26 protein-coding genes are annotated in these 19658 nt (G+C 46.7%); 8 read left to right on the forward strand and 18 right to left on the reverse strand.

Going from position 1 to position 19658, the window contains the following annotated elements; all coding sequences use genetic code 11:
- Positions 1-155: 155 nt before the first annotated feature.
- The 4 genes from J4N37_RS21230 to J4N37_RS21245 form a co-directional block, all read right to left on the reverse strand.
- Entirely contained in the window at positions 156-473 is a 318-nt protein-coding gene (locus tag J4N37_RS21230) for a DUF4144 family protein (RefSeq protein ID WP_252042229.1), read from the reverse strand.
- 141 nt (positions 474-614) lie between these two features.
- Complete coding sequence (locus tag J4N37_RS21235) at positions 615-1325, reverse strand: HAD family hydrolase (protein WP_252042230.1); 711 nt, start codon at positions 1323-1325, stop codon at positions 615-617.
- Positions 1326-1594: 269 nt separating this feature from the next.
- A complete protein-coding gene (locus J4N37_RS21240; RefSeq protein ID WP_252042232.1) occupies positions 1595-2131 on the reverse strand; it encodes a DUF924 family protein in 537 nt (178 codons plus the stop codon).
- A gap of 57 nt (positions 2132-2188) precedes the next feature.
- Positions 2189-4036, reverse strand: coding sequence for a M3 family metallopeptidase (locus J4N37_RS21245; protein WP_252042233.1), 1848 nt, complete (start codon positions 4034-4036; stop codon positions 2189-2191).
- 242 nt (positions 4037-4278) lie between these two features.
- Here J4N37_RS21245 and J4N37_RS21250 point away from each other — a divergent pair, with 242 nt between their 5' ends.
- Positions 4279-4647: a hypothetical protein gene (locus tag J4N37_RS21250; RefSeq protein WP_252042234.1), complete on the forward strand. Its 369-nt coding sequence runs from the start codon at positions 4279-4281 to the stop codon at positions 4645-4647.
- A 60-nt stretch (positions 4648-4707) separates the two neighbouring features.
- Here the strand turns inward: J4N37_RS21250 and J4N37_RS21255 are convergent, their stop codons facing one another.
- Positions 4708-4881, reverse strand: a complete 174-nt coding sequence (locus J4N37_RS21255; RefSeq protein ID WP_010453386.1) for a hypothetical protein — start codon at positions 4879-4881, stop codon at positions 4708-4710.
- Between the two features lie 222 nt (positions 4882-5103).
- Between J4N37_RS21255 and J4N37_RS21260 the strand changes: the two genes are divergently transcribed.
- The gene (locus tag J4N37_RS21260) at positions 5104-6237 is read left to right on the forward strand and encodes a glycerate kinase (protein ID WP_252042235.1); all 1134 of its coding nucleotides are present in this window, start codon (positions 5104-5106) and stop codon (positions 6235-6237) included.
- A 126-nt stretch (positions 6238-6363) separates the two neighbouring features.
- Here J4N37_RS21260 and J4N37_RS21265 read toward each other — a convergent pair whose 3' ends face one another.
- Positions 6364-7800: an aminotransferase-like domain-containing protein gene (locus tag J4N37_RS21265; protein ID WP_252042236.1), complete on the reverse strand. Its 1437-nt coding sequence runs from the start codon at positions 7798-7800 to the stop codon at positions 6364-6366.
- A gap of 109 nt (positions 7801-7909) precedes the next feature.
- Between J4N37_RS21265 and J4N37_RS21270 the strand changes: the two genes are divergently transcribed.
- The 4 genes from J4N37_RS21270 (at position 7910) to J4N37_RS21285 (ending at position 10422) form a co-directional block, all read left to right on the forward strand.
- Positions 7910-8827: a DMT family transporter gene (locus tag J4N37_RS21270; RefSeq protein ID WP_039974322.1), complete on the forward strand. Its 918-nt coding sequence runs from the start codon at positions 7910-7912 to the stop codon at positions 8825-8827.
- A gap of 62 nt (positions 8828-8889) precedes the next feature.
- Positions 8890-9177 (forward strand): hypothetical protein, encoded by a 288-nt coding sequence (locus tag J4N37_RS21275; RefSeq protein WP_009706824.1) that lies wholly within the window; start codon positions 8890-8892, stop codon positions 9175-9177.
- Positions 9178-9244: 67 nt separating this feature from the next.
- The gene (locus J4N37_RS21280) at positions 9245-9616 is read left to right on the forward strand and encodes a c-type cytochrome (protein WP_252042238.1); all 372 of its coding nucleotides are present in this window, start codon (positions 9245-9247) and stop codon (positions 9614-9616) included.
- Positions 9617-9894: 278 nt separating this feature from the next.
- Positions 9895-10422, forward strand: a complete 528-nt coding sequence (locus tag J4N37_RS21285; RefSeq protein ID WP_104038505.1) for a hypothetical protein — start codon at positions 9895-9897, stop codon at positions 10420-10422.
- Positions 10423-10518: 96 nt separating this feature from the next.
- Here J4N37_RS21285 and J4N37_RS21290 read toward each other — a convergent pair whose 3' ends face one another.
- Positions 10519-10947, reverse strand: coding sequence for a MarR family winged helix-turn-helix transcriptional regulator (locus J4N37_RS21290; RefSeq protein WP_005435347.1), 429 nt, complete (start codon positions 10945-10947; stop codon positions 10519-10521).
- 10 nt (positions 10948-10957) lie between these two features.
- A complete protein-coding gene (locus J4N37_RS21295) occupies positions 10958-11599 on the reverse strand; it encodes a cytochrome b/b6 domain-containing protein (RefSeq protein WP_078608753.1) in 642 nt (213 codons plus the stop codon).
- A gap of 132 nt (positions 11600-11731) precedes the next feature.
- Between J4N37_RS21295 and J4N37_RS21300 the strand changes: the two genes are divergently transcribed.
- Both J4N37_RS21300 and J4N37_RS21305 read left to right on the forward strand, forming a co-directional pair.
- Positions 11732-12175: a c-type cytochrome gene (locus tag J4N37_RS21300; protein ID WP_180826683.1), complete on the forward strand. Its 444-nt coding sequence runs from the start codon at positions 11732-11734 to the stop codon at positions 12173-12175.
- Between the two features lie 68 nt (positions 12176-12243).
- Positions 12244-12903 carry a hypothetical protein gene (locus J4N37_RS21305; protein WP_252042239.1) on the forward strand — a complete coding sequence of 220 codons (660 nt, stop codon included), beginning with the start codon at positions 12244-12246 and terminating at the stop codon, positions 12901-12903.
- Positions 12904-12917: 14 nt separating this feature from the next.
- On the opposite strand, the gene J4N37_RS21310 is transcribed toward J4N37_RS21305, so the two are convergent.
- The 10 genes from J4N37_RS21310 to tenA form a co-directional block, all read right to left on the reverse strand.
- Positions 12918-13367, reverse strand: a complete 450-nt coding sequence (locus tag J4N37_RS21310) for a GNAT family N-acetyltransferase (RefSeq protein ID WP_252042240.1) — start codon at positions 13365-13367, stop codon at positions 12918-12920.
- Between the two features lie 74 nt (positions 13368-13441).
- Positions 13442-13942, reverse strand: a complete 501-nt coding sequence (locus J4N37_RS21315; protein ID WP_252042241.1) for a GNAT family N-acetyltransferase — start codon at positions 13940-13942, stop codon at positions 13442-13444.
- Between the two features lie 60 nt (positions 13943-14002).
- The gene (locus J4N37_RS21320) at positions 14003-14473 is read right to left on the reverse strand and encodes an HAD family hydrolase (RefSeq protein WP_252042242.1); all 471 of its coding nucleotides are present in this window, start codon (positions 14471-14473) and stop codon (positions 14003-14005) included.
- 169 nt (positions 14474-14642) lie between these two features.
- Positions 14643-15107: a GNAT family N-acetyltransferase gene (locus J4N37_RS21325; RefSeq protein WP_045484694.1), complete on the reverse strand. Its 465-nt coding sequence runs from the start codon at positions 15105-15107 to the stop codon at positions 14643-14645.
- Between the two features lie 9 nt (positions 15108-15116).
- Positions 15117-15848, reverse strand: coding sequence for a glucose 1-dehydrogenase (locus J4N37_RS21330; RefSeq protein ID WP_252042243.1), 732 nt, complete (start codon positions 15846-15848; stop codon positions 15117-15119).
- 27 nt (positions 15849-15875) lie between these two features.
- Positions 15876-16427 carry a GNAT family N-acetyltransferase gene (locus J4N37_RS21335; RefSeq protein ID WP_252042244.1) on the reverse strand — a complete coding sequence of 184 codons (552 nt, stop codon included), beginning with the start codon at positions 16425-16427 and terminating at the stop codon, positions 15876-15878.
- Positions 16428-16554: 127 nt separating this feature from the next.
- Entirely contained in the window at positions 16555-17280 is a 726-nt protein-coding gene (locus J4N37_RS21340) for a phosphatase PAP2 family protein (RefSeq protein WP_252042245.1), read from the reverse strand.
- 188 nt (positions 17281-17468) lie between these two features.
- On the reverse strand, positions 17469-18083 hold the full coding sequence (thiE, locus tag J4N37_RS21345) for a thiamine phosphate synthase (RefSeq protein ID WP_252042246.1): 615 nt from the start codon (positions 18081-18083) through the stop codon (positions 17469-17471).
- Positions 18084-18145: 62 nt separating this feature from the next.
- Positions 18146-18937, reverse strand: coding sequence for a hydroxyethylthiazole kinase (thiM, locus tag J4N37_RS21350; protein ID WP_252042247.1), 792 nt, complete (start codon positions 18935-18937; stop codon positions 18146-18148).
- Positions 18938-18955: 18 nt separating this feature from the next.
- Positions 18956-19618, reverse strand: a complete 663-nt coding sequence (gene tenA / locus J4N37_RS21355) for a thiaminase II (protein WP_252042248.1) — start codon at positions 19616-19618, stop codon at positions 18956-18958.
- Between the last annotated feature and the right edge of the window lie 40 nt (positions 19619-19658).

Here is a 19658-nt window from a genome sequence, read left to right on the forward strand (position 1 = left end):
GAGCCAGAAATACTGGCTCGTTGCCCACTTAATGAATCAAACTGTTGAGGTATTGGCTAAGCTCTTTCCTAATCTCTAGCTCTGCTTCTGACAGGTATTTCGGTATGTGTTTATCAACCACGGCAGTGTTTTGTTCGCGAGCAGAGTTTCACAAGTCAATCAGCTAACGCTTCAATCGCTTGCTGCACCGACACAAAATGGATTTTGATGATGCAACGTTGTGCTTGAGCAAACTCGTGTTTTTGAATCAGCTCTGTCACTTGTTGTACGTTTAACGTTTTTGGCAAAAGGTTTAATTCCACCACGTTGTCAGATCCCGTTTGTAATGCAAAGCAGTGACCTTGCGTATCTATCACTATGTCATCCTGCCCCCAAATTAACGCTTGGCATTCTGCATTTAGCTGTTTTGGTGAAGCCAAATACACTAATTCATCGTCGCCATCGAGTTTAAGTAAACAAGGCCATGCGATCATTGCGTTACCTTAGGTATTGAGAGTGAATTATCTGGATCTGCGCGTAAGTCGAGTAAGTCAGCGTAAGACAAGTACGATACACAAAGCCTTAAGAGAGCAAAAGGCTTTCTGTCTTATCGCAAATCTGCAGGTTTTCTGAGGCTAAGCGTACTTGCCAATGATGCTGAGCAAGTCTTCTACTTGATGTGCCACATAATCTGGCTGGGCGTTCCAACGCTCCGGTTGAGCGCCACTATACGCTGCTGCTACGGCAATCACTTTGCAGCTACCACCTAACTGTTGCTCAATGTTGCGTGCAAACTGCGTGTCTGCTTCGTGATCACCAATGTACATCAGCAGTTGCTTATCGGTGTGTCCAAAGATGGATTCAATGCATTTGATGCCACCAAAAGGATCCGGCTTCTGATGTCCATTGGATACATCATCGTAGCCCACGATAGCTTTGAATGGCGCGTTAATTTGATTGGTGCTGAGTACGTTGCGAATATTGGATTGTGAGTTCTGGGAGCAGACTCCGTGTGGCAAGCGTGCGAATTCATTCACTACATTGGCAATGCCATTGAATAGATCCACTGGTGTTTGGTTTTGTTCTTGGTGCTCTGCCCACATGGTGCCGGCTACGAGCATTTCATCATGGGACATTCCATAGTAGTTAACGTACAGTTCTTGCCAGTTTTTCGCTGCGTGATTGGCATGATGATAATCTTTTTCACTGCGTAGGTATTTTGGCAAGTTATCCCCGGTCAGATGCGGTGCTACAACGGACAATATCGCTTTGGTGATGTCGATATTTTTCGGTACAGAATTTACTAGGGTGCCATCGTAATCCCACAGTACGGCGTCTAACTTCATGCAAAACCTTTTGATACAACGAAGGGTGATTGGCTTTAAATCTTGCCAGTCTTAGTGTGAAGATAATCAGATCTTGCTCATGTTTTCATAAGCTTGCTTCCACTTGCATAGCAAGACATAGAAGAGATAAACAATAAGCCAGCAAGGTGATGGTTGCTGGCTTTCTAATCTGTGCTGTGCGAGATCTTTATCAAAGTGAAGGGGGCTACCGCGCTTTCGGGTATCAAATATCAATTGATAATCGTTATGTAATCTTGTGCTTTCCGTATTTAAAAACTTGATCCCGGCTGCTGTAAGAATTCCACTTCTTCTGCGGTGCTATCTCGGCCTAGAATCGTATTGCGGTGTGGGTAGCGACCAAAGCGATCGATGATCACTTTATGCTTTAGCTCGAACTCGTAATTAGATTCTCGCCCCAGAGCTTTGAACAGCTTCTCTGCCTCTTCATGAATCCGCTTAGACTCACTGTGCATAAATGGCATGTACAAGAAGCTGCGTTCAACGTCCGTCAATTCTTGGTCTAAGCCTAGACGAATTGCCTCTTGTGCCAAGGCAAGCGCGAGAGCATCTTGAGCGAACGCTTTTGGCGTATTGCGGTAAACGTTGCGAGAGAATTGGTCGAGCACGATGATCTCAGCCAGACGGCCTTGCGCTGTGTCTCGCCAGTCAAACAATTCAGATTGAGCGGCTTGTTCTAAGGTGGTGAGAAAGCGTGTTTCGATTTGTTTATCGACGTCGGCATTACTCACAAACCAGTCTTTTGGTTCCAGTTCTTCAAACCAGAAAGTCAGGATATCTTTGTACATGGTTGCTTCCCTGATAGAAAAAGAGCTAGGAGTATAACCCCTAGCTCTTGGTTTCGCTTATCGACCGTAAGTCTCTTGGATGTAGCGCTCAAACTGCTCGCACATCTGCTCGTCTGAGACCGTATTGCTCGCAAGCTCTTTACTGCCATCCACCACCTTGATGCTGGCATTTAACGATGCCACAGGCGCGCGTTCACGAGTTTGCAACGAGGCAATTTTTTTCTGCTGAACTTCCCATGCTTGTTCTGGCGATAGGTTACACACGTCTGCCAGATACTTAGCGTTAAAGCCTTCACCCGTTAGGCTAACGATAGTCTCGTTGTGCGATAGGTGATTACCCGCATGCCAGTAATGTTTTGCCAGTAGCGGACCAATCTCTGGGTTGTCAGTCAGGTAGCCAAACTTGTCGAGGAAGTAAGCGCGAGTCTGGTAAACCGCCATGTGTGCTAGCAAGTAACCGTGGTAGGCACACGCTGCTTCATCAGACAAAAGGTGTGGAATTGCCATCAATGGGCGTGGGCTGCATTCCAAACCAAGGATTTGCTTTTCGCAATCGCGCGCCAGTTTAGTGATGCGCTCTGGCGTCAGCTCTTTATCGCTTAATTGGTAAAGTGCACGTTCAAAATACGGCACGACCAAAATGCTGCGCTCTTCGTACGCTTTGAATGGCTGACGGCTGTTGATCATCGCTTGGATGATCTCATCCGGTACTGGGTTACCTTCTGCGTCCAACGCGTATTGTTTTAGCCAATCGGCATCGGTCAACAGGCTGTCACAGAACATGGATTGTGTTTCTGCGTATGCCATGGAAGTTGGTGCGAATTCTTGAGAGAAACACGGCGCGTTCATCTTCACGTTAGCGAAGTGCGCAGCGTGACCCCCTTCGTGGAACAGAGTATTGATGCCATCGTAGCCGCTGCCCACTTGGTCTGGCTTCGCGTTACTGGTGAAGTTCACTTGCGCGGCAACCCATTCGCCTTGGTTGTAGAACGATGGGATAGGACCATGACAGAAACCGTTCGGGTATTTGCCTTTACGATCAAGCAGGTCTAGCGTCAGTTCTGCGCCTGAATATTCGATGTTAAGACGACCGAACGATTCCACCCAACGACGTAGCGACTTTGAGAACGGTACGTACGGGTCAAGGTCACGCATGACGTCACCCGCGAACGAGTACACAAAGTTGTAGCCTGTCAGTGCGCTTTGACCTTTCTGCTCAGCAAGGTTTGCCAAGCTGCTTAGGTGGGCATCACGCGTGCGTTGTTCAAAGTCATCCAAGATGCTGAACAGCTGCTCTGAGCTCATCTTTTCTGTCTTCTTCACTGAGTAATCAAAGAAGGTTTCGTAGCCCAAAGAACGTGCGAATTGATTACGCAGTTTGATCAGCTCAATAAAGCCGTTTTGCAGCAACCATTGCTCAAGATCGAGCAGGGTTTGGTGTGCTGATTGACGCACTTCTTCGTGATTGTTGGCACGAATGGTCGAAGACAATACTGGCAAAGAGCCCTCGGTTTGTTCACCGTTTTCATTGGTAAACGTCAGAACGTGGTTTTGCTTTTTCTCGAACAACTCGGCTTCAAATGCAATCAGAGCATTCTTTTGTGCTTGAGCTTGCTCGCCTTCAATCGCATGCGATTCAAATGTTGCCAGCCATCCTTGCAGACCAATTTGCGTTTGCTGTTTCTCTTGTGGATCAGCAATCGTTTCAGCCGCTTCAAGTTGCGCTTTGATAGCAGAGATTTGTTCGGCGTTGCTTAAGAAATTCGTCCAAGCGGTTTGTGCTTTTGTCGAACCATCGTGGTCGTCGCTGATGCCCATGTACGTCTCCCAAAAGAAATCTTCTTTGGTGCGATGGATAGCGAGGTAACGTTGGTTTAGGTCGTTTAGGTATTCCGTTGCAGTCATTTTGATCCTTCAAATGTTTGCTTTATTGAGGTTTTTATCGTCGTTGATTATGGCACGTCTAAGTAGCAGAAAGGAATGCGAAATCCATTTGTCTTCTTTATGGCTTGTAAACAGTAATTTACCGCACTTTTTACATGTGCAGACGTCAGTCACAAAGTTTTTCCGTTTTTGATTAGAAATCGTGGAGCGCAGTTTATAAAATTCGGTCTTTCGCAGTGATGCTGAAAGTAAGGGAAACAATAATGAAAACAAGAGTAGCAGTGGGTTTGATGGGGCTGATTTTAGCGGGATGTTCAACGACGACACCAACTAATGTTCAAGTTCAAAATATCGAAACGAACTGTACTGTCATCATGAGTGAAGGTGTGACGCCGGAGCAGCGTTGGAATGCTTATAATAAGCTTATTGAAAGTTATGGGGACTATTATGTGGACAACAATAATCGTCTTGAACTGGCGCGTTGGAACTCCTTTCGTCAAAAAGTGATACATGATGAAAGTGGTCAACTAATAAAGGAATTTGTTGAAGTGAGTGACTGGGGCTGCGCAAACGGTAATTACCTAGAAGAGATGTATTTGTTTGTAAAGGAAACTCAAGCTTCGAATAAATAAATGAACAAGCCGAGTGTAGAACCACTCGGCTTGAAGTGTGATCTTCTATACAGTTGGGTACTATTCCTCTGGGTATTCACCCATGCCTTGAGTTTTTCCTTCTGCTTTCCAATGTTCGTTTGGATCAAATGCTTCGTCACATAAATCGACGGTATAACCCATTTCAGTCAGCTCTTTAAGGGTGAGGTTATCTGCAATTTTTGCAGTATCCCCTGCTTTGTTGCGTAGTTCCATAAGTCTCCCTCCGGTACCAGTTTCAGTAGTAAGTATATATCCCTTTATCGAGGGTGATGCTTTAAAGCCATATAAATATTATGGATATAAAGAAGGTGGATTAATCCCTATTATGAAATGTGGTTTAACGTCATGATTATAGTATGCAAAGGGTGACGAATTAAGCTCCTACCCGTTAAGGTTTAACAAAGTAGGAGGATGCCGTGTTCGCAGGAGATTGAAATGAAAGTTGTGATTGCCCCAGATTCGTTTAAAGAGAGCTTGACCGCCAAACAAGTGAGTGACGCGATCAAGAGCGGTTTGTCTCGTGTTTGGCACGATGCTGAATTCGTCACGGTACCTGTTGCTGATGGCGGTGAAGGGACAGTTCAATCTTTGATTGATGCGACTGAGGGTGAGCAGGTTTTCGTGACCGTAAAAGGCCCACTTGGCAATGATGTCGAGGCGTTTTATGGCATTCTAGGTGACGGTGAAACCGCAGTAATCGAAATGGCAGAGGCCAGTGGTTTGCACCTTGTGCCAAGTGAGCAACGTGACCCGAAAAACACCAGCAGCTTTGGTACTGGCCAGTTAATTTTGAATGCGCTTGATCGTGGTATTCAACGCTTGATCATCGGCTTGGGTGGTAGCGCAACTAATGATGGTGGCACGGGTATGCTGGCGGCGTTGGGTGTTAAGTTTCTAGACCATTCCGGCCACTCAATCACTCCTAATGGTGGCGGCATAGTTGAGCTAGCAAGCATTGATGTATCTGGTCTCGACGCTCGCTTAGCGGACTGCGAAGTGCTGGTGGCATGCGATGTGGACAACCCATTGTGTGGCGAGAAAGGTGCGTCAGCGATTTTTGGCCCACAGAAGGGCGCGACGCCAGCGGATGTAGAGCTGTTAGATTCTGCTCTAAGCAAATTCGGTGCACTGACAGAGCAGGTGACAGGCAAGCATGTGCTGACTCAAAATGGCGCGGGCGCCGCAGGTGGTATGGGCGCAGCGTTGCTTGGTTACCTACCAGCACGACTGAAGCCGGGTATCGAGATTGTGCTAGAAACCGTAAAGCTCGCAGAGCACGTAGTAGACGCTGATATTGTCTTTACTGGTGAAGGTCGTATTGATCATCAAACCGTGCATGGCAAGACACCAATGGGTGTGGCGAAAGTGGCGAAAGAATATGGTTTGCCTGTCATTGCCCTAGCAGGTTGCACAGGTGATAACTTCCAAGCAGTCTATGAGTGCGGCATTGACGCAGTATTTGTATGTGTACCACGCGCAATGAGTTTGCCAGAAGCTATGGAAGAAGCCGACGTGAACCTTGCGAACTTGGCTGAAAACGTAGCCAGATTGTGGCAATTACCTCGCTAACACTCTGTGTTTGGTTGAGCAGATAGCTCAGAGAACTCATATCAAAGCCTCCCAATTGCGGAGGCTTTGTTGTTTCTGGTGCTGAATGTTTGGAACGGAATGCTTAGAACGAAATGTCTGGAGCGACTATTTGGCGTGTTGAGCAATCAGTGCTGCAAGCGTTTCCATCGCAGGGAGCCAGTTTTTCTCCGCTCCAAAGTTTGCCACGCTGAGACGAATGCAGTTTTGATACTGTCCCTGAGTGCCAAATACCGAGCCGGGCAGGATACTGATTTTGTGTTCGTTACAGGCTTGATAAAGCGCATAGCTGTCAGTTTTGGGTGGTAAGCGTAACCAAAGCAAGAATGAACCTTGTACTGCATTGATTTGATAGCGATTCTTTAGCTCAAAGTGTGCATCCAAGCATTGATTGAGCATCTGCAAATATCGTCTTACGTTGGATTGGTAAACACGGCACATACGCGCAGTGTGAGTTCGGTACTTACCTGAGGTTAGGAAAGTGCCCACCGCCGATTGCATCAAGTTCAAACTGCCCATGTTTTCACACAACAGGTATTGCTCGACTTGAGCGCGATAACGCCCCGCCAACGTCCAACCAATACGAAGGCGTGAATCGAGCGTTTTCGATAACGAGTTGACGTAAATTACTCGTTGTTTCTCGTCCAATTTGCGCAAGCTTGGCAACGGCTTGTCGTAACTCAACGCACCAAAGACGTCATCTTCAATGATTGGAATATCTCCAGAAACCTTAAGCAGTCGCTCGCGCCTTTCAAGGGGCATCATTGAGCCTGTTGGGTTGGTGAAGTTTGGCGTGACAATAATGACTTTGATCTCCCACGTTGCCATGGCTTTTTCTAGAGCGTCTGGATCCATACCATCACGAGGACAACTAGGGATCTCGACCACCTGCAAACCGAGGGATTCGAGCATCAACAAGTTACCGAAATAGCAGGGCGATTCCACCGCAACAATGTCTCCAGTCTGTGTTGTTGCTCTAAGGGCAAGACTGATCGCTTGCTGTGCACCATGGGTGACCAAAAGATCATCCACGTTTGCCGGCGTTCCCAGATCTTGGGTGATCTTTGCCAGCTGTTTGACCAACAAGTCATCACCCGGTGGCAGTTGATAATGGCTGGAAATATGGCTTTGTTGGCGACTCTGGCGGCCAATTTCGGCATACAGGCTTTTGATGGCTGGCGCGTCAATGTTCGGGTGTGCTGAGCCAGTCGGAAGCCGCTCTTGATACTCGGGGTAGGTAAGGATTTGTTTGCACACTGAGAGCAAATCCACGCGCGTAGGCTTAGCGATATTGACTTCATGTCGCTCGGTTGGCTTTACTCGATAACCGGATTTTGGCACCGAATAAACCATGCTTTGTGCTTCTAGTTCCTGATAAGCGCGGATCACCGTGTTCTTGCTTACCTTGAGTTCAGTGCTCAATTGACGGATGGAAGGCAACTTGTCGTTCGGCTGATAAACCCCATTGCTGATCGCTTGTTTGAGATGCTTCTCGACGATCAAATACTTATTGACATCAAGTGTACTTGCTAAATCTGTACCCATAAAAACACTTCCATCTGTCACTTTTTGAAAACACTGTACCTAACTACATTAGCAACATTCGAGATTAAAAACATTCAAGATTTAAAAGCAAGTAGAGTGAGGGCGAATCATGTTAATCAGAGCCATTCCTTTTGTATTTGTGATCCTTTGGGCTTCTGGATTTGTTGGTGCGCGATTTGGTTTGCAGTACGCCGAGCCTGCGACCTTGTTGTCGATTCGCATGGCGTTTAATGTCCTGCTGTTTCTGGTGATTGTGGCTTTTCTGCGTCGTCGCATTCCAACGGGAAAAGACTTTTGGCACAGCTGCGTTGTCGGGATATTGATTCACGGCTTTTACCTTGGTGGAACGTACTTCGCCATCAGTTTGGGAATGCCGGCGGGCTTAAGTTCGCTACTCGTCGGAATACAACCTATTTTGACGGCCGTATTGCTGGTGGCGTTCGCTTCTGAGCAGTTCAAACCATCACAGTGGATTGGTTTGTCCTTGGGGTTTGTCGGTATTGCTATGGTGCTCATGGGCAAGATGGAGTGGCAATCCGATTTGCACAAAACCTTAGCCATTGGTGTGTGCTTGTCGTCGTTGTTTGGTATTACGCTTGGCACTTTGTATCAAAAGAAATATTGCCAACAAGTGGATATGGTAGGCGGCGCGACCGTGCAGTATTTAGCGGCGTTGGCCATGTTCTTACCAATCGCGATGCAGTTTGAAACCATGCAGGTGCAGTGGACGACGGAATTCATTCTTACCTTAATCTGGCTTGTGGTCGTGCTGTCTTGTGTGGCGATTCTGTTGCTGCTGTACATGGTGAAGAATGGCGCGGCATCGAGTGTTGCTTCTGTGTTCTACCTTGTGCCTCCGACCACGGCGCTTCAAGCTTGGTTTGCCTTCGGTGAGTCGTTTGATTGGATGGGCATTATTGGCTTTGTATTAGCGGCGACGGCGGTCTACTTAGTGGTGAAAAAGCCTGAGCTACCAATGTTTAAATCAAAGGTTGCAAAGCAGAAACGTAAAATATACCTAAATTAGGTAGGGACATTTGCGTGCCAGAGAGTACAATCCGGCTCCTTGAATCTTTGTGGAGTCGGATGATGACCGTCAAGCCAGATCGAATGAGCGCTATGCGCAATATCATTGAACAAGTGAAAGCAGAATTGCCGATTTATGAATCGGAGACCTTTGTTTGTGGCCCTGAGGGTAAATGCATCGGTTGCCCAAAAAAACTGTTGGAAATGGTCGATTCTGAACTGAGCTATTGGGAATCTGCAATGGATCGCGGTATCACGCCTCAGTTTGATGAAATCCGCCGATTCGGCAAGATGTGCACCAGCGTACGCCGAGGTTTAATCCGCAATAACGTGCCGTTGCTCAACGCCTAATCAACACTTTTTCGACATATCCCTCGTTACCTTGTCTTCATTGATTAAGCGAAGACAAGGGGCTCTCATGCGCAAATTCTTTTTCTCTGCTGTTTTGTTATTACTGGCTTCCAGTTCTGGTTTTGCGGGTTACAAATGGTTCACTGACAATCAATATGGCGAAGCGGATCTTGCTGCGGGTCAGCAGTATTTTGAATCTTACTGTGTCTCTTGTCATGGTGATAAAGGGCATGGAGATGGATTGGTGGCCAAGGCGACGAACATCAAGCCTGATAATATTTTTGATGAACTGACCAATCCATTCGGAACAAAAGTGGAGTTGATAGGGACGGTATTGGAAGGGGAGAATGGTCAAAGCGGTGCAATGCCACTATTCAAATCTGTGCTGAGTGAAAAGCAAGTAAATGACATTTTTGAATACATCAAAAGTATTAACTGAGCTAAATTCTTATTTTATAAACAGTTGCTTACTAGTCTTTTGTGTGCTTCAAGGTTTTGAGTTCTGTCGAATTTTTACGTTACTTTAGCCGCTCGTTTCAATGTAATTTGGCGGTCACTCTCAAGTTCTCGATTCCCTCGTTTTTTCTTATCATTTGCGCGTTTCTCTGTGTAATTTCAGCGATATATTGGCTCGGTTCTCACATGGATGTGGGAGCGAACCCCTATCATCTGTCTGTATGCTGAGAGTCGAAAGTGAAAACAAAAGGATTTACGTTGATGGAAATCACCATCGTCTTAGCAACCTTGGGTTCCATCGCTCTCGCGGCATTGCCAATTCTGCTCGATATTAACCGTCAAGCTTATGTCTCTATGCTGCACAGTTCGCAGTCTTCTCTGGGGACGTCTCTTAAGTTCTTCCATGCCAAAGTGATGATTGATGATGCGCAGGAGCGCAGACAAATGACGTACATTGATCATCAAGTGAACATGCTCAGTGGGATGCCAGAAGCCAGTGCAAATAGCATACGAGCATTGTTAGAGATTGGTCTGCCTGCCAAAGGCAATTCACCGATTGATAAGCCGTGTAAAGGCAGCGATTTTTGCATTATGGGGAATCAATTCCCAAACAGTGCTTATTTTGTTGCGATTCCTGAGTATGAGTTCGCTGATCGTTCTGGCTTAGATCGTGTGGTGTATATTTGGCCGCAAGGGTACACCTTGGAACGTGAAGCTTGCTATTTCTATTACGTTAATCAAGCGTCGACGCGCTCGGTGGTGAGAGGGCATGTTACAGAAGGTTGCTAGACATCAAGCAACCTGGCGCGAGCAGAAAAGTACAAAGCCCCAAGCGCAGAACTTGGGGCTTTGTTTATTCTTAGGTTGGAAAAACTTAGCGAAGCGCTAAATCTCTGCGACCAACTTTTTTAGCAAGCGAAGCATCTCTTTTTGCTCTGCTGGCTCTAGCGGACTCATCAGCTCTTTATTAACAGCCAGTGGGATTGGCACCAAGGTTTCTTTAAGGCTTCGTCCCTCTTCCGTTAGATAAATACGGAACGAGCGGCGGCTGTTTGGATCGGGATGGCGCTCTACCAAACCTAACTTCTCCAACTTGTCTAAGGTACGAGTCGTGGTTGAGTTTTCTACCTTAGATTTCGCTGCGATATCGCGCTGCGTCACGCCTTCTTCTTCCCACAAACACATCATGGTCGGCCAAAGTGCAACGGTAAGTCCGTGCTTTTTGAGCTCGGCTTCAAATCGCTTCGCTGCATCGTGTGCAACGACATTGATCATCCAGCCAAAGCTGTCTTGTCTGTCAAACTGTTCGCTCATTTTCTTACTCTTATGATAAAGCAACGATTGCCATGGTAACCAATGTTGCAGCAACTAGCACCCCTAAAGCACGGCTTTGCGGCGCGAGATAGACAATTTTCTGTTCCGTGATAAGCGCTTGCTTGTTCATTTGGGTTTGTTTACCTGTGATCATCGCTTTCAACAAGGGTTTACCTCTTAGTTTATAGAAAAGGATCGCACCAACATGTAAGGCGATCAGTAAAGGCAAAAGATCGGCCAAGGTCAGGTGTAACCACTCAAGCCCTGCAAACACGTTGTCGTTAAGCCAAACATCGGAATATGGCCACGTATCGAATAAGCCGCCAAGCGCCATTCCCGAGATACATTGAAGCAGCAATGTCGTCAGTAATGTCGCCACCATCCAGCCGCCTGCAGGATTATGACCCACAGTCGCCGCCGATTTACCTTTTAAGTAAGTAATGACACCTTTAGGCGAGCGGAGAAACTGTCGAAACAAACTGGTTTCGCTGCCGATAACTCCCCAAGTCAATCGCCATAACAACAAAGTGAATAACGCTAACCCCAATTGAACATGAGGCCCATTGCCAGACAATCCAGATGCCATCAAGGCTATAAACAGTAAGGCTTGAGCCCAGTGATAAAGTCGCGTTGCTAAATCCCAAATTTTCATAGTTACCTCGATCTTTTCTCGGTGTGATGATCTTCTTTACTGTAATTTACACAACAATAGTTGCGTACGCAATGATTGTTGTGTAAATTTATTTGCAACCACACAGCAATAACGAAAAACCAGGAGAACGAAATGAAAAAGACATTGGCACTGATTGCACTTTTACCGACCATCTTTGTATCAACAACAGTGTTTGCCCAAGACTTCAGCGCTCAAATCGAAACGCGTCAGAATGCATTTGAGCAAATAGAGTCCCTGTCGAAGCAAGCCGATAAAACATTGAAAGGCAGCAATACCGATTGGCACGCGCTAGAGCAGATTGGTGTTGAGCTCACTCGCCACAGCGCACAACTGCAACAAGCGTTTCCTGAGGGAAGCCAAGTTGATAGCAAAGCGAAGAAAGAAGTGTGGAGCAAACCAGATAACTTCAATCGCTTGATGCTTCAAATGGACGAAGGGTTTGCACAGTTGTATCAAGCTGCGCAGAACCAACAAGTTTCATCGGCTGAGGCAGGACTTAAGCAAGCTCAGAGTACTTGCCGAAGCTGTCATCGTGCATACCGCAGTCGTTGGTAATCAAGCGATCCACAACATTGAATTTATATTGAAGCAAAAAAGAAAATCGTTAAGTGAAAGGTAACCTTATGAAAAAAATCATTCTATTAAGCACGCTTACTGTGGCTTCTTTCTCTAGCTTTGCTGCTGATTACGGTGTGGAACTGGCTTGGAACACCAATGATTCGGAACAGGTTCTCAAAACATTGCCAGAACAGAAAGCGGCCTTTAGCCAACTGATCGAACAAGGTGATGTGAAAGACATGTTTGTTTTACCAAGCAGTATCGATGGTAAACCAGTACAGATTCTGCGTTTCGTGTTGTCGGCTGATAACGAGGCGGAAGTTGCCACTAAATTGCAGGACTTACCTATGTACCAGCAAGACTTGGTGAAGATCGCGAGCATTCAACCACTAGGCGCCAAATGGTTAGATAACACGCCAGAAAGTGATAACTACAGTGTGACGTTACGTTGGAAAGAGGGCATCGAGGCGTTAGAAATGGACCGTGTATTGGGTGTCGATCTGCAGCGAGTGATCAGCTTGAACAACTCCGGCTTAGTCACGTCGTCTTACATCAATACCCAAGTGTTGGACAATGGTGTTGAGCGTCCGATTTACTCCGTCGCCGTATTGGCGAAAGATGCCCAACAGGCGCAAAACCTTGTGTACTCTTTTGAAGCGGTACAGCTTGGGTATGCGACTTTTGAAATTGAATACTTGGGTAAAAAGCTAGATATGAAAAGCTAACTAAGCCTTTATGTTTAAAGGTCTAGATACAGACGCAACATGTCTTTGTGCTGGATACCGTTCTCCCAAATTGGTTCTGGGTAGTGGAGTAAGAAGTGATCTTTATCCACGCTCTCTACCCTGAAACCCAAGCGTTGATAGTAAGTCAGTTGGTAACCAAACGTCCCCGTTCCCAATATCAACTTTTGAAAAGATTGGCCTTTTAACTGTTCAATGGCAAATCGCAATAAATTTGAGCCAATACCACGTTGTTGATGCGTAGGTGCGACTGAGACGTTCATGATTTCAGCCTGCGTTTCTGAAAGCGGTAACACCACACATGCACCGACGATCTGGTTCTCTTCCACCGCCGCAAAGCTCAATGAATTGGCAAGATAGCGATTAACATTATCTTGGTCTGGATCGGCTTCTAATAGCAAAGCCATCGGGATTTGATTTGGCGATAAGGATTTATATTCAATCATCACAAGTACGCGGTAAATATTGAGTTCCGATCAGTATATCGCAAAGGCAATGTGGTCTTGCTACTAGAATCAACTTACGGGTGCTTTAAGACCATTTTCTGACTCATCAGATATTTGCCGTTGGGCAACAGCACTTCACCTAACTCGCCACAATGCTCGAAGCCAAACTGCTCATACAAAGCAATCGCAGGGTGGTTGGTCTTGTAAACATTCAACGCAATAGTGTCATAGCCATATTGCCAACCGCTTTGAATGGCGGTGGTGAGTAGCTTTTTTCCTAACCCTTGGTTTCGATAGTGGCGGTCAATATGAATGCCGAGAATGCCCGTTTTAGCAAACTCTCCTCCTTCGTAGCCACACATTTCGGCCGGGAAGATTTCGATACTGCCGACTAGGCGTTTTCCATCAAAGGCCACAAATTGGGGAATGGATTCTTTTTCCACACGAGTTATTACCTCACTCAGCATCGTTTTGTCTGGCGCTGGCGAGCGTAAGTATTCTCCTTCCTCATAAACGCGATTCCAGAGCGAAATAAAGTGGTCAATGTCGTTGACGGTAATCGGTCTAATCTGCATTCATCTTCCTTGATTGGTGCATAAAGTTTAGTGGCTCAACTGTATTTGTGCGTATGTCGGTTAGATGCGTAGCAACTCAGACAAACAACGTATTTGATTTGGGATGGGTTTGCTTGGCGCAGGGAGGTCTTGAGGATTGAACCAAATGACGTTTAACCCTGCGTCCATTGCTGGGTAAATGTCTTTTTCTGGTAAGTCGCCAACCATGGTGAGTTGGCTCGGTTCAACGCTCAATTGTTTTGCTACCGCAAGATAAAAATCAGGCTGATTCTTGGCAATACCAAGGTTTGCAAAGCAAAAGTAGCCAGAAAGGTATTGGTCGAGCCCGACTCGTTGAAAGGCTTTTTGCACATCTTCCATCGCGGAATCTGATGCGCTAGTCGCGATATAAACTTGGTGATGTTGTGTGAGCTCCGCCAGAGTCTCTTTGGCTTGAGGAACGGTTTCAACGTGTTCCCAATCGCACATTTTTCCTTGTGCGTGAGGAAAATCGACCATCAAGGTGTTTCCCCAATCGAAAAGATAAATCATGTTCGAATCTCCTTTATACCCAAGTCAACTCGCCCTGAATCCTGCATCTTGAAGTCACTTGGGGATATCCGTACATCATATCGTCTTTTCGAAAAGGGAAGGAAAGCGCGAAAGATAAATGCGATTCACGTTAGCTTTAACGCTGAAATTCGCTTAAATGCCGTGATCGTTACAAACATTTCATCATAAGACGGGAGTTGGGAACAAAGCCCAGTTTGTCGTAAAACTGCTGCGCATTGTGGTTAAACTCCATGACTTCCAAGCGGACTTGAGTTGCACCTGACTCGCGTGCCCATTGTTCAACGGCCGTCATTAAGGCTCGGCCAACGCCTTTTGACTTCTGATTTTCATCGACGACGATAGTGCCAATGCGGCAAATCGGGTCTTTGATTAAAAAGCTGATGGTTTCATTTTGGGTAATGGTCGCAGTGATAAAGCCAAGTGCTTGTTGACCTTCTTCGGCTATGAGCACCAATCGGGCATCATCGGCCAGCGCATCTGCTAGAAAGGTTCTGTCTTCTTCAGAAGGTGGAACAAAAGTTTGTGGCGCATGACGAAAGTGAAGTTCGCTAATTTGCGTGTTTAATACAAATAGCGCATTGAGATCGTCGGGTGTCGCTGATCTGATTTTCATTACTGTTCCTTAATTTCCGCCAGCTAGATCGATAAACGAGCCTGTGACATAAGACGCTTCATCACTGAGTAGCCACGCGATGGCATTGGCCACTTCATCTACCGTGCCTCCTCGCTTAAGAGGGATTTTTTCACTGAGCCTGTCGACTCGATTCGGCTCGCCGCCATCGGCATGGATATCGGTATAAATGCAGCCGGGGCGAACCCCGTTTACGCGGATGTTTTGCTCCGCTAACTCTAACGATAATCCCTTGGTGAGCGAGTCCATTGCACCTTTAGAAGCGGCGTAATCAACGTACTCAAACGGCGCACCAGAGCGGGATGCGGCAGAAGAAACATTAACAATCGCATTGCCAGATTCAAATCGTTTTGCTGCTTCTCTACAACAGAGAAAACAGCTCGTCACATTAACGTTCATCACAGCTTGGAATCGCTCAAGGCTCATGTCCGCAAGACGAGACTGGGTGAACAAGATGCCAACATTGTTGACGAGGTGGGTGACCTTTCCCAGTGCTTGTTCGGTTTGTTCAAACAATGAGAGTACCTGTTGCTCATCGGAAACATCCGCTTTGATGGCGATGGCTTTACCGCCAACCTCTTCAATCTCACGAACAACTTGCGCGGCAGCCTCGGCTTGTGCGCGATAGTTAACGCATACGGCATAGCCTTGTTTGGCGAGTAATTTGGCGGTTGCGGCTCCGATGCCTCGGCTTGCGCCTGTGATGATGACTACTTTCTGCAAAACACGTCCTTATTTTTGTCGTGAATATTATTTTTGTAATAAATAGAGCTTATCTGCGTACTTTTTCCCACCTATTTCATAGGCTTCGGGGATGGTCTCGGTGAGCTTGAAGCCACATTTTTCCAGCACTCGCTCAGATCCAATATTGCCCTCTGTGACCGTGGCGGAAAACTGAGAAATCTTGTGCTGCTCAAACGCCCACTCAATCACACCGGTAAGGGATTCCGTACCAAACTGTTGGCCATAAAATTCTGGCAGTAACAAATACCCGACTTCAGCAATACCATCTTGCAACACAAAGCCAGTGATGCCGATTGGTCGTGTGCTTTGTTTTTCATAAATCACCAAACATAACCAATGCTCGCTTTGCGGTGTCCATGCAGGTAACCGCGATTCGAACTTTTGGCGCATTTCCTCATCGGTCGGCGGGTCAAAACAAAGCGCGATTATTTGTGGTTCGCTACTCAAGCGGCGATACAGATCCCAATCACTTTTCGTTAGCGGTTTAAGCTCAGTTCTTGGGGTGGAAATGGGTAGAGATAACACGTTTGAATCGCCTCCATGTGATCGAGTTTTCATATCTCACACAAACATATCAAAAGAGCTTTGATAAACAATAGCTTTTGTTTCATAAACTGCTTTTTCAGGCCCGGATAAAGAAGAAGCCAGCAATTGCTGGCTTCTTCTTACCTGTGATTAGGAGGCCTTATTTCGCGGCTAGCGATATAAAAGGTGCTTTCTTTGTCACTTTGAATACTGGAAGTAAACTAAACACGATGGCGACGAATACCACGGAACCAACCAAATCCTCAATTCTGTGCATACCGAGCCACAAGCGACTGTACGCCACGCCCATTGCCCAAACCCATAAGGTAGCAGCAGAGAAATAGCACTTGTTCTGCAAAAATAACCCACCAAAGAAGGCCAAGCAGATAGAAACGAAAATCGTATGACCAGATGGGAAGGAATAGTCTTTTTCACCTTGCCAGTGACGAGTGCGCCATTCACTGACTTTTTCGGAGATCTCACCAATCACACTCGCTTGTTGTTCAGTCTCCAATTGATAAAACGCTTCTGGGTGCTCAATCAATTGCTCTGCGGCAAGCAGTTCGGTGTAGGGACGCGGGCTTTCTGTCATCAACTTTAAGCCTGTTTTGCTGGCAAAACCAATCACCAGTAGCAACCCCAGCATCGACAGTTTTTGCATCCAGTCGGTGCGAGATGGTTTAAAGCGGTAAAGGGACAGCACCAACAACGCCAAGGTAATTAAAAAGCCTTTGCTGCCTGCAGAGTCTGTCAGCAAGGTGAATAGGATGCCAGTACCATCAGAAACGTGAGAAGTAAGATCGTGGAACGAGGCAAACAGCGAAAGCGGGATGATGCCAAGAATGAACAAGGCGAGCATCATCAAACCATATTTTTTTGTTTTCATGAAAAGTCATACAGCAGTCGAAAATAGGCGGCTATCTTACGACAGTCGATGTGAAAAACTTATCAACGCTCTGTCAATTCGAGTGTGAAAGTGACATCGCAGGTCTTCGTTGTGAAAGGAGGGACTGTTGAAAGTTTTGAGAGGCGAACGCGCTCATCCATAAGCGCTTTGTTCTGGCGTGAATAAGGTTAGCTCATCAACCCTAACAGATATTCCGATGCGGCTTTTGGATCTTCTGCGTGGCAAATCGCTGAAACCAAAGCCAAGCCATGAACACCAGTGGCGCTAAGCTGCGGAATGTTACTTTCGTTAATGCCGCCAATGGCAACAATCGGTAGAGAGGTCGTCTCTAACGCCATCTTCAAACCATCAGTACCCCAATGTTTTTTGGTGTTGGTTTTGGTTGGCGTCGCGAAGATCGCGCTCAAACCGATGTAATCAATCGGCAGAGAGTCCGCTTCTGCAAGCTGCTCTTCATTTTCGATAGATAAGCCGAGGATTTTGTTTGGTCCAATCAACTCACGGGCGATAGTTGCTGGCATGTCTGATTGCCCGAGGTGGACACCATCAGCATCGACAGCCAGTGCGACATCTACGCGGTCATTGATGATTAAAGGCACATCGGTATCTTTAAGGATGTCTTTCACGGCTTGAGCACGTTCGATAAACGCACGCACATCGCCGTGTTTTTCGCGGACTTGAACCATGGTCACGCCACCTTCCACGGCTTTTCTCACAACACGCTTTAGTGTGGCTAAATCTTGTTGGTCATCGGTGACCAAATATAAACGATAGGCGTTCATTTTGTTTCCTTTTGGCCTCTCATCTAGATGGAATGAGAGGCCGGTATTTGTTAGAGAAAAGCTTAGCTCACTTGCAGTTTTAGGCGTTTTGCCAGCGTTTCTTCATCCAACTGGTAAAGCTCATCCAACAAGTTCATTTGCAGACTGCCAGGGCCGCGAGCTTTTTCCGCTGCAATCTCGCCAACAACGCCTAGTACCGCCGCCGCAGCAAGTCCGGTGTTATCACCAACAGCAGCAAAAGCGCCTGTAAGAGCCGTGAGCGTACAACCCATTCCGGTTACGTATGGCATCATCTCGTGACCGTTGTTTAGCTGTACGGTCTGCTCTTTTGTGACGATGTAATCGGTCTCGCCAGAAATCACCACGCTCGCGCCGTACTCTGCTACTAAGAAGTTGGCTACGCCAAGTGCTGCGTCACTACTGTCTAATGCATCGACGCCTTTGCTTTGTGCTTGCTCGCCAGCGAGTGCAATGATTTCTGAAGCGTTACCACGAATGATCAGCTTGTTTGCAAGTCGTGCGATCTCACGTGATGTCTCGGTACGTAGTGAGCTTGCTCCACAACCGACAGGATCGAGCACAACGATTTTGCCATTGGCATTGGCTTGCTCTACGGCATAGCTCATACGCGGTGTCCAAACGCTATCTAGGGTACCGATGTTGATAACCAGTGCGCCAGCGAACGACATCATCTCGGCCATTTCTTGCTTGGAGTGCGCCATGATTGGAGAAGCGCCGATGGCCAATAGCGCGTTTGCCGTGTTGTTCATCACCACGTAGTTAGTGATGTTGACGACTAACGGCTTTTGCTGGCGTACTGCGGTTAATGCTTGGGTGATTTGTTCAATTAACATGAGACTCTCCGATTAATCTTACTGATCGTTCAGACCTTGTTGCCAGAATGCCACTTCCATACGCGTTGCGGTTTTGAATACCTGAATCAGGTTTTGACCACGCTGGCTATTGATATCGATTTCCGCCAATAACTGATTAAAGTGTTCTGCACCTTTTGCGACACCAGATTGGAACTCTTCACCACCGTAGAGGTTGATCCAACTTGCGTATGGGTTGCCTTCGATTACTGTCTTTTCATCTTCAATCAGCATCTTACCGATTACGGCATAACCGATAGAGCATGGTGCCAGTGCTGCATATAAATCAACAAGATCACCCGTCATGCCTGCATCCAACACGTAGCGGGTGTAAGCCACAGTGCCGAAATCTTCTGGCTCGTTTTCTAGGTCGGATTCTGTCAACCCCCATTGCTCACAGTAAGTCACGTGATGGGCGATTTCAGAATCGAGCAATGCATGTACGCTTGGTAGGGCGCGGCGCATGTCATCCAAAGTACGCGCTTTGTAGATCGCTAATGCGTAAGCTCGTGCGTACTGCTTTAGGAAAAGAAAATCCTGCTTTAGATAGTGCAGAAAACAAGGCTGAGCCAGAGTGCCTCGCGCCAATTGCTGCACGAAAGCATGCTCAGTGTATTCTTGCCAATCTTGGCGGCAAGCGTCGATCAAATCTTGGTATTTCATTATGGGTATCTCGTTATCAAAAGACCCTAGGCTTTGAGCC

Source organism: Vibrio sp. SCSIO 43153 (assembly GCF_023716625.1).
In the GTDB taxonomy this organism is placed as follows: Bacteria; Pseudomonadota; Gammaproteobacteria; order Enterobacterales; family Vibrionaceae; genus Vibrio; species Vibrio rotiferianus.

What these genes read in the sequence shown, in the direction of transcription:
- J4N37_RS21305 (WP_252042239.1), top strand. Translation starts at nt 12,244, where the DNA reads ATGAAAAAAATCATTCTATTAAGCACGCTTACTGTGGCTTCTTTCTCT.
- J4N37_RS21280 (WP_252042238.1), top strand. Translation starts at nt 9,245, where the DNA reads ATGCGCAAATTCTTTTTCTCTGCTGTTTTGTTATTACTGGCTTCCAGT.
- thiM (WP_252042247.1), bottom strand. Translation starts at nt 18,937, where the DNA reads ATGTTAATTGAACAAATCACCCAAGCATTAACCGCAGTACGCCAGCAA.
- J4N37_RS21315 (WP_252042241.1), bottom strand. Translation starts at nt 13,942, where the DNA reads ATGCAGATTAGACCGATTACCGTCAACGACATTGACCACTTTATTTCG.
- J4N37_RS21340 (WP_252042245.1), bottom strand. Translation starts at nt 17,280, where the DNA reads ATGAAAACAAAAAAATATGGTTTGATGATGCTCGCCTTGTTCATTCTT.
- J4N37_RS21310 (WP_252042240.1), bottom strand. Translation starts at nt 13,367, where the DNA reads ATGATTGAATATAAATCCTTATCGCCAAATCAAATCCCGATGGCTTTG.
- J4N37_RS21320 (WP_252042242.1), bottom strand. Translation starts at nt 14,473, where the DNA reads ATGATTTATCTTTTCGATTGGGGAAACACCTTGATGGTCGATTTTCCT.
- J4N37_RS21255 (WP_010453386.1), bottom strand. Translation starts at nt 4,881, where the DNA reads ATGGAACTACGCAACAAAGCAGGGGATACTGCAAAAATTGCAGATAAC.
- tenA (WP_252042248.1), bottom strand. Translation starts at nt 19,618, where the DNA reads ATGAAATACCAAGATTTGATCGACGCTTGCCGCCAAGATTGGCAAGAA.
- J4N37_RS21285 (WP_104038505.1), top strand. Translation starts at nt 9,895, where the DNA reads ATGGAAATCACCATCGTCTTAGCAACCTTGGGTTCCATCGCTCTCGCG.
- J4N37_RS21275 (WP_009706824.1), top strand. Translation starts at nt 8,890, where the DNA reads ATGACCGTCAAGCCAGATCGAATGAGCGCTATGCGCAATATCATTGAA.
- J4N37_RS21300 (WP_180826683.1), top strand. Translation starts at nt 11,732, where the DNA reads ATGAAAAAGACATTGGCACTGATTGCACTTTTACCGACCATCTTTGTA.
- thiE (WP_252042246.1), bottom strand. Translation starts at nt 18,083, where the DNA reads ATGAACGCCTATCGTTTATATTTGGTCACCGATGACCAACAAGATTTA.
- J4N37_RS21250 (WP_252042234.1), top strand. Translation starts at nt 4,279, where the DNA reads ATGAAAACAAGAGTAGCAGTGGGTTTGATGGGGCTGATTTTAGCGGGA.
- J4N37_RS21235 (WP_252042230.1), bottom strand. Translation starts at nt 1,325, where the DNA reads ATGAAGTTAGACGCCGTACTGTGGGATTACGATGGCACCCTAGTAAAT.
- J4N37_RS21290 (WP_005435347.1), bottom strand. Translation starts at nt 10,947, where the DNA reads ATGAGCGAACAGTTTGACAGACAAGACAGCTTTGGCTGGATGATCAAT.
- J4N37_RS21265 (WP_252042236.1), bottom strand. Translation starts at nt 7,800, where the DNA reads ATGGGTACAGATTTAGCAAGTACACTTGATGTCAATAAGTATTTGATC.
- J4N37_RS21245 (WP_252042233.1), bottom strand. Translation starts at nt 4,036, where the DNA reads ATGACTGCAACGGAATACCTAAACGACCTAAACCAACGTTACCTCGCT.
- J4N37_RS21335 (WP_252042244.1), bottom strand. Translation starts at nt 16,427, where the DNA reads ATGAAAACTCGATCACATGGAGGCGATTCAAACGTGTTATCTCTACCC.
- J4N37_RS21230 (WP_252042229.1), bottom strand. Translation starts at nt 473, where the DNA reads ATGATCGCATGGCCTTGTTTACTTAAACTCGATGGCGACGATGAATTA.
- J4N37_RS21325 (WP_045484694.1), bottom strand. Translation starts at nt 15,107, where the DNA reads ATGAAAATCAGATCAGCGACACCCGACGATCTCAATGCGCTATTTGTA.
- J4N37_RS21240 (WP_252042232.1), bottom strand. Translation starts at nt 2,131, where the DNA reads ATGTACAAAGATATCCTGACTTTCTGGTTTGAAGAACTGGAACCAAAA.
- J4N37_RS21270 (WP_039974322.1), top strand. Translation starts at nt 7,910, where the DNA reads ATGTTAATCAGAGCCATTCCTTTTGTATTTGTGATCCTTTGGGCTTCT.
- J4N37_RS21260 (WP_252042235.1), top strand. Translation starts at nt 5,104, where the DNA reads ATGAAAGTTGTGATTGCCCCAGATTCGTTTAAAGAGAGCTTGACCGCC.
- J4N37_RS21295 (WP_078608753.1), bottom strand. Translation starts at nt 11,599, where the DNA reads ATGAAAATTTGGGATTTAGCAACGCGACTTTATCACTGGGCTCAAGCC.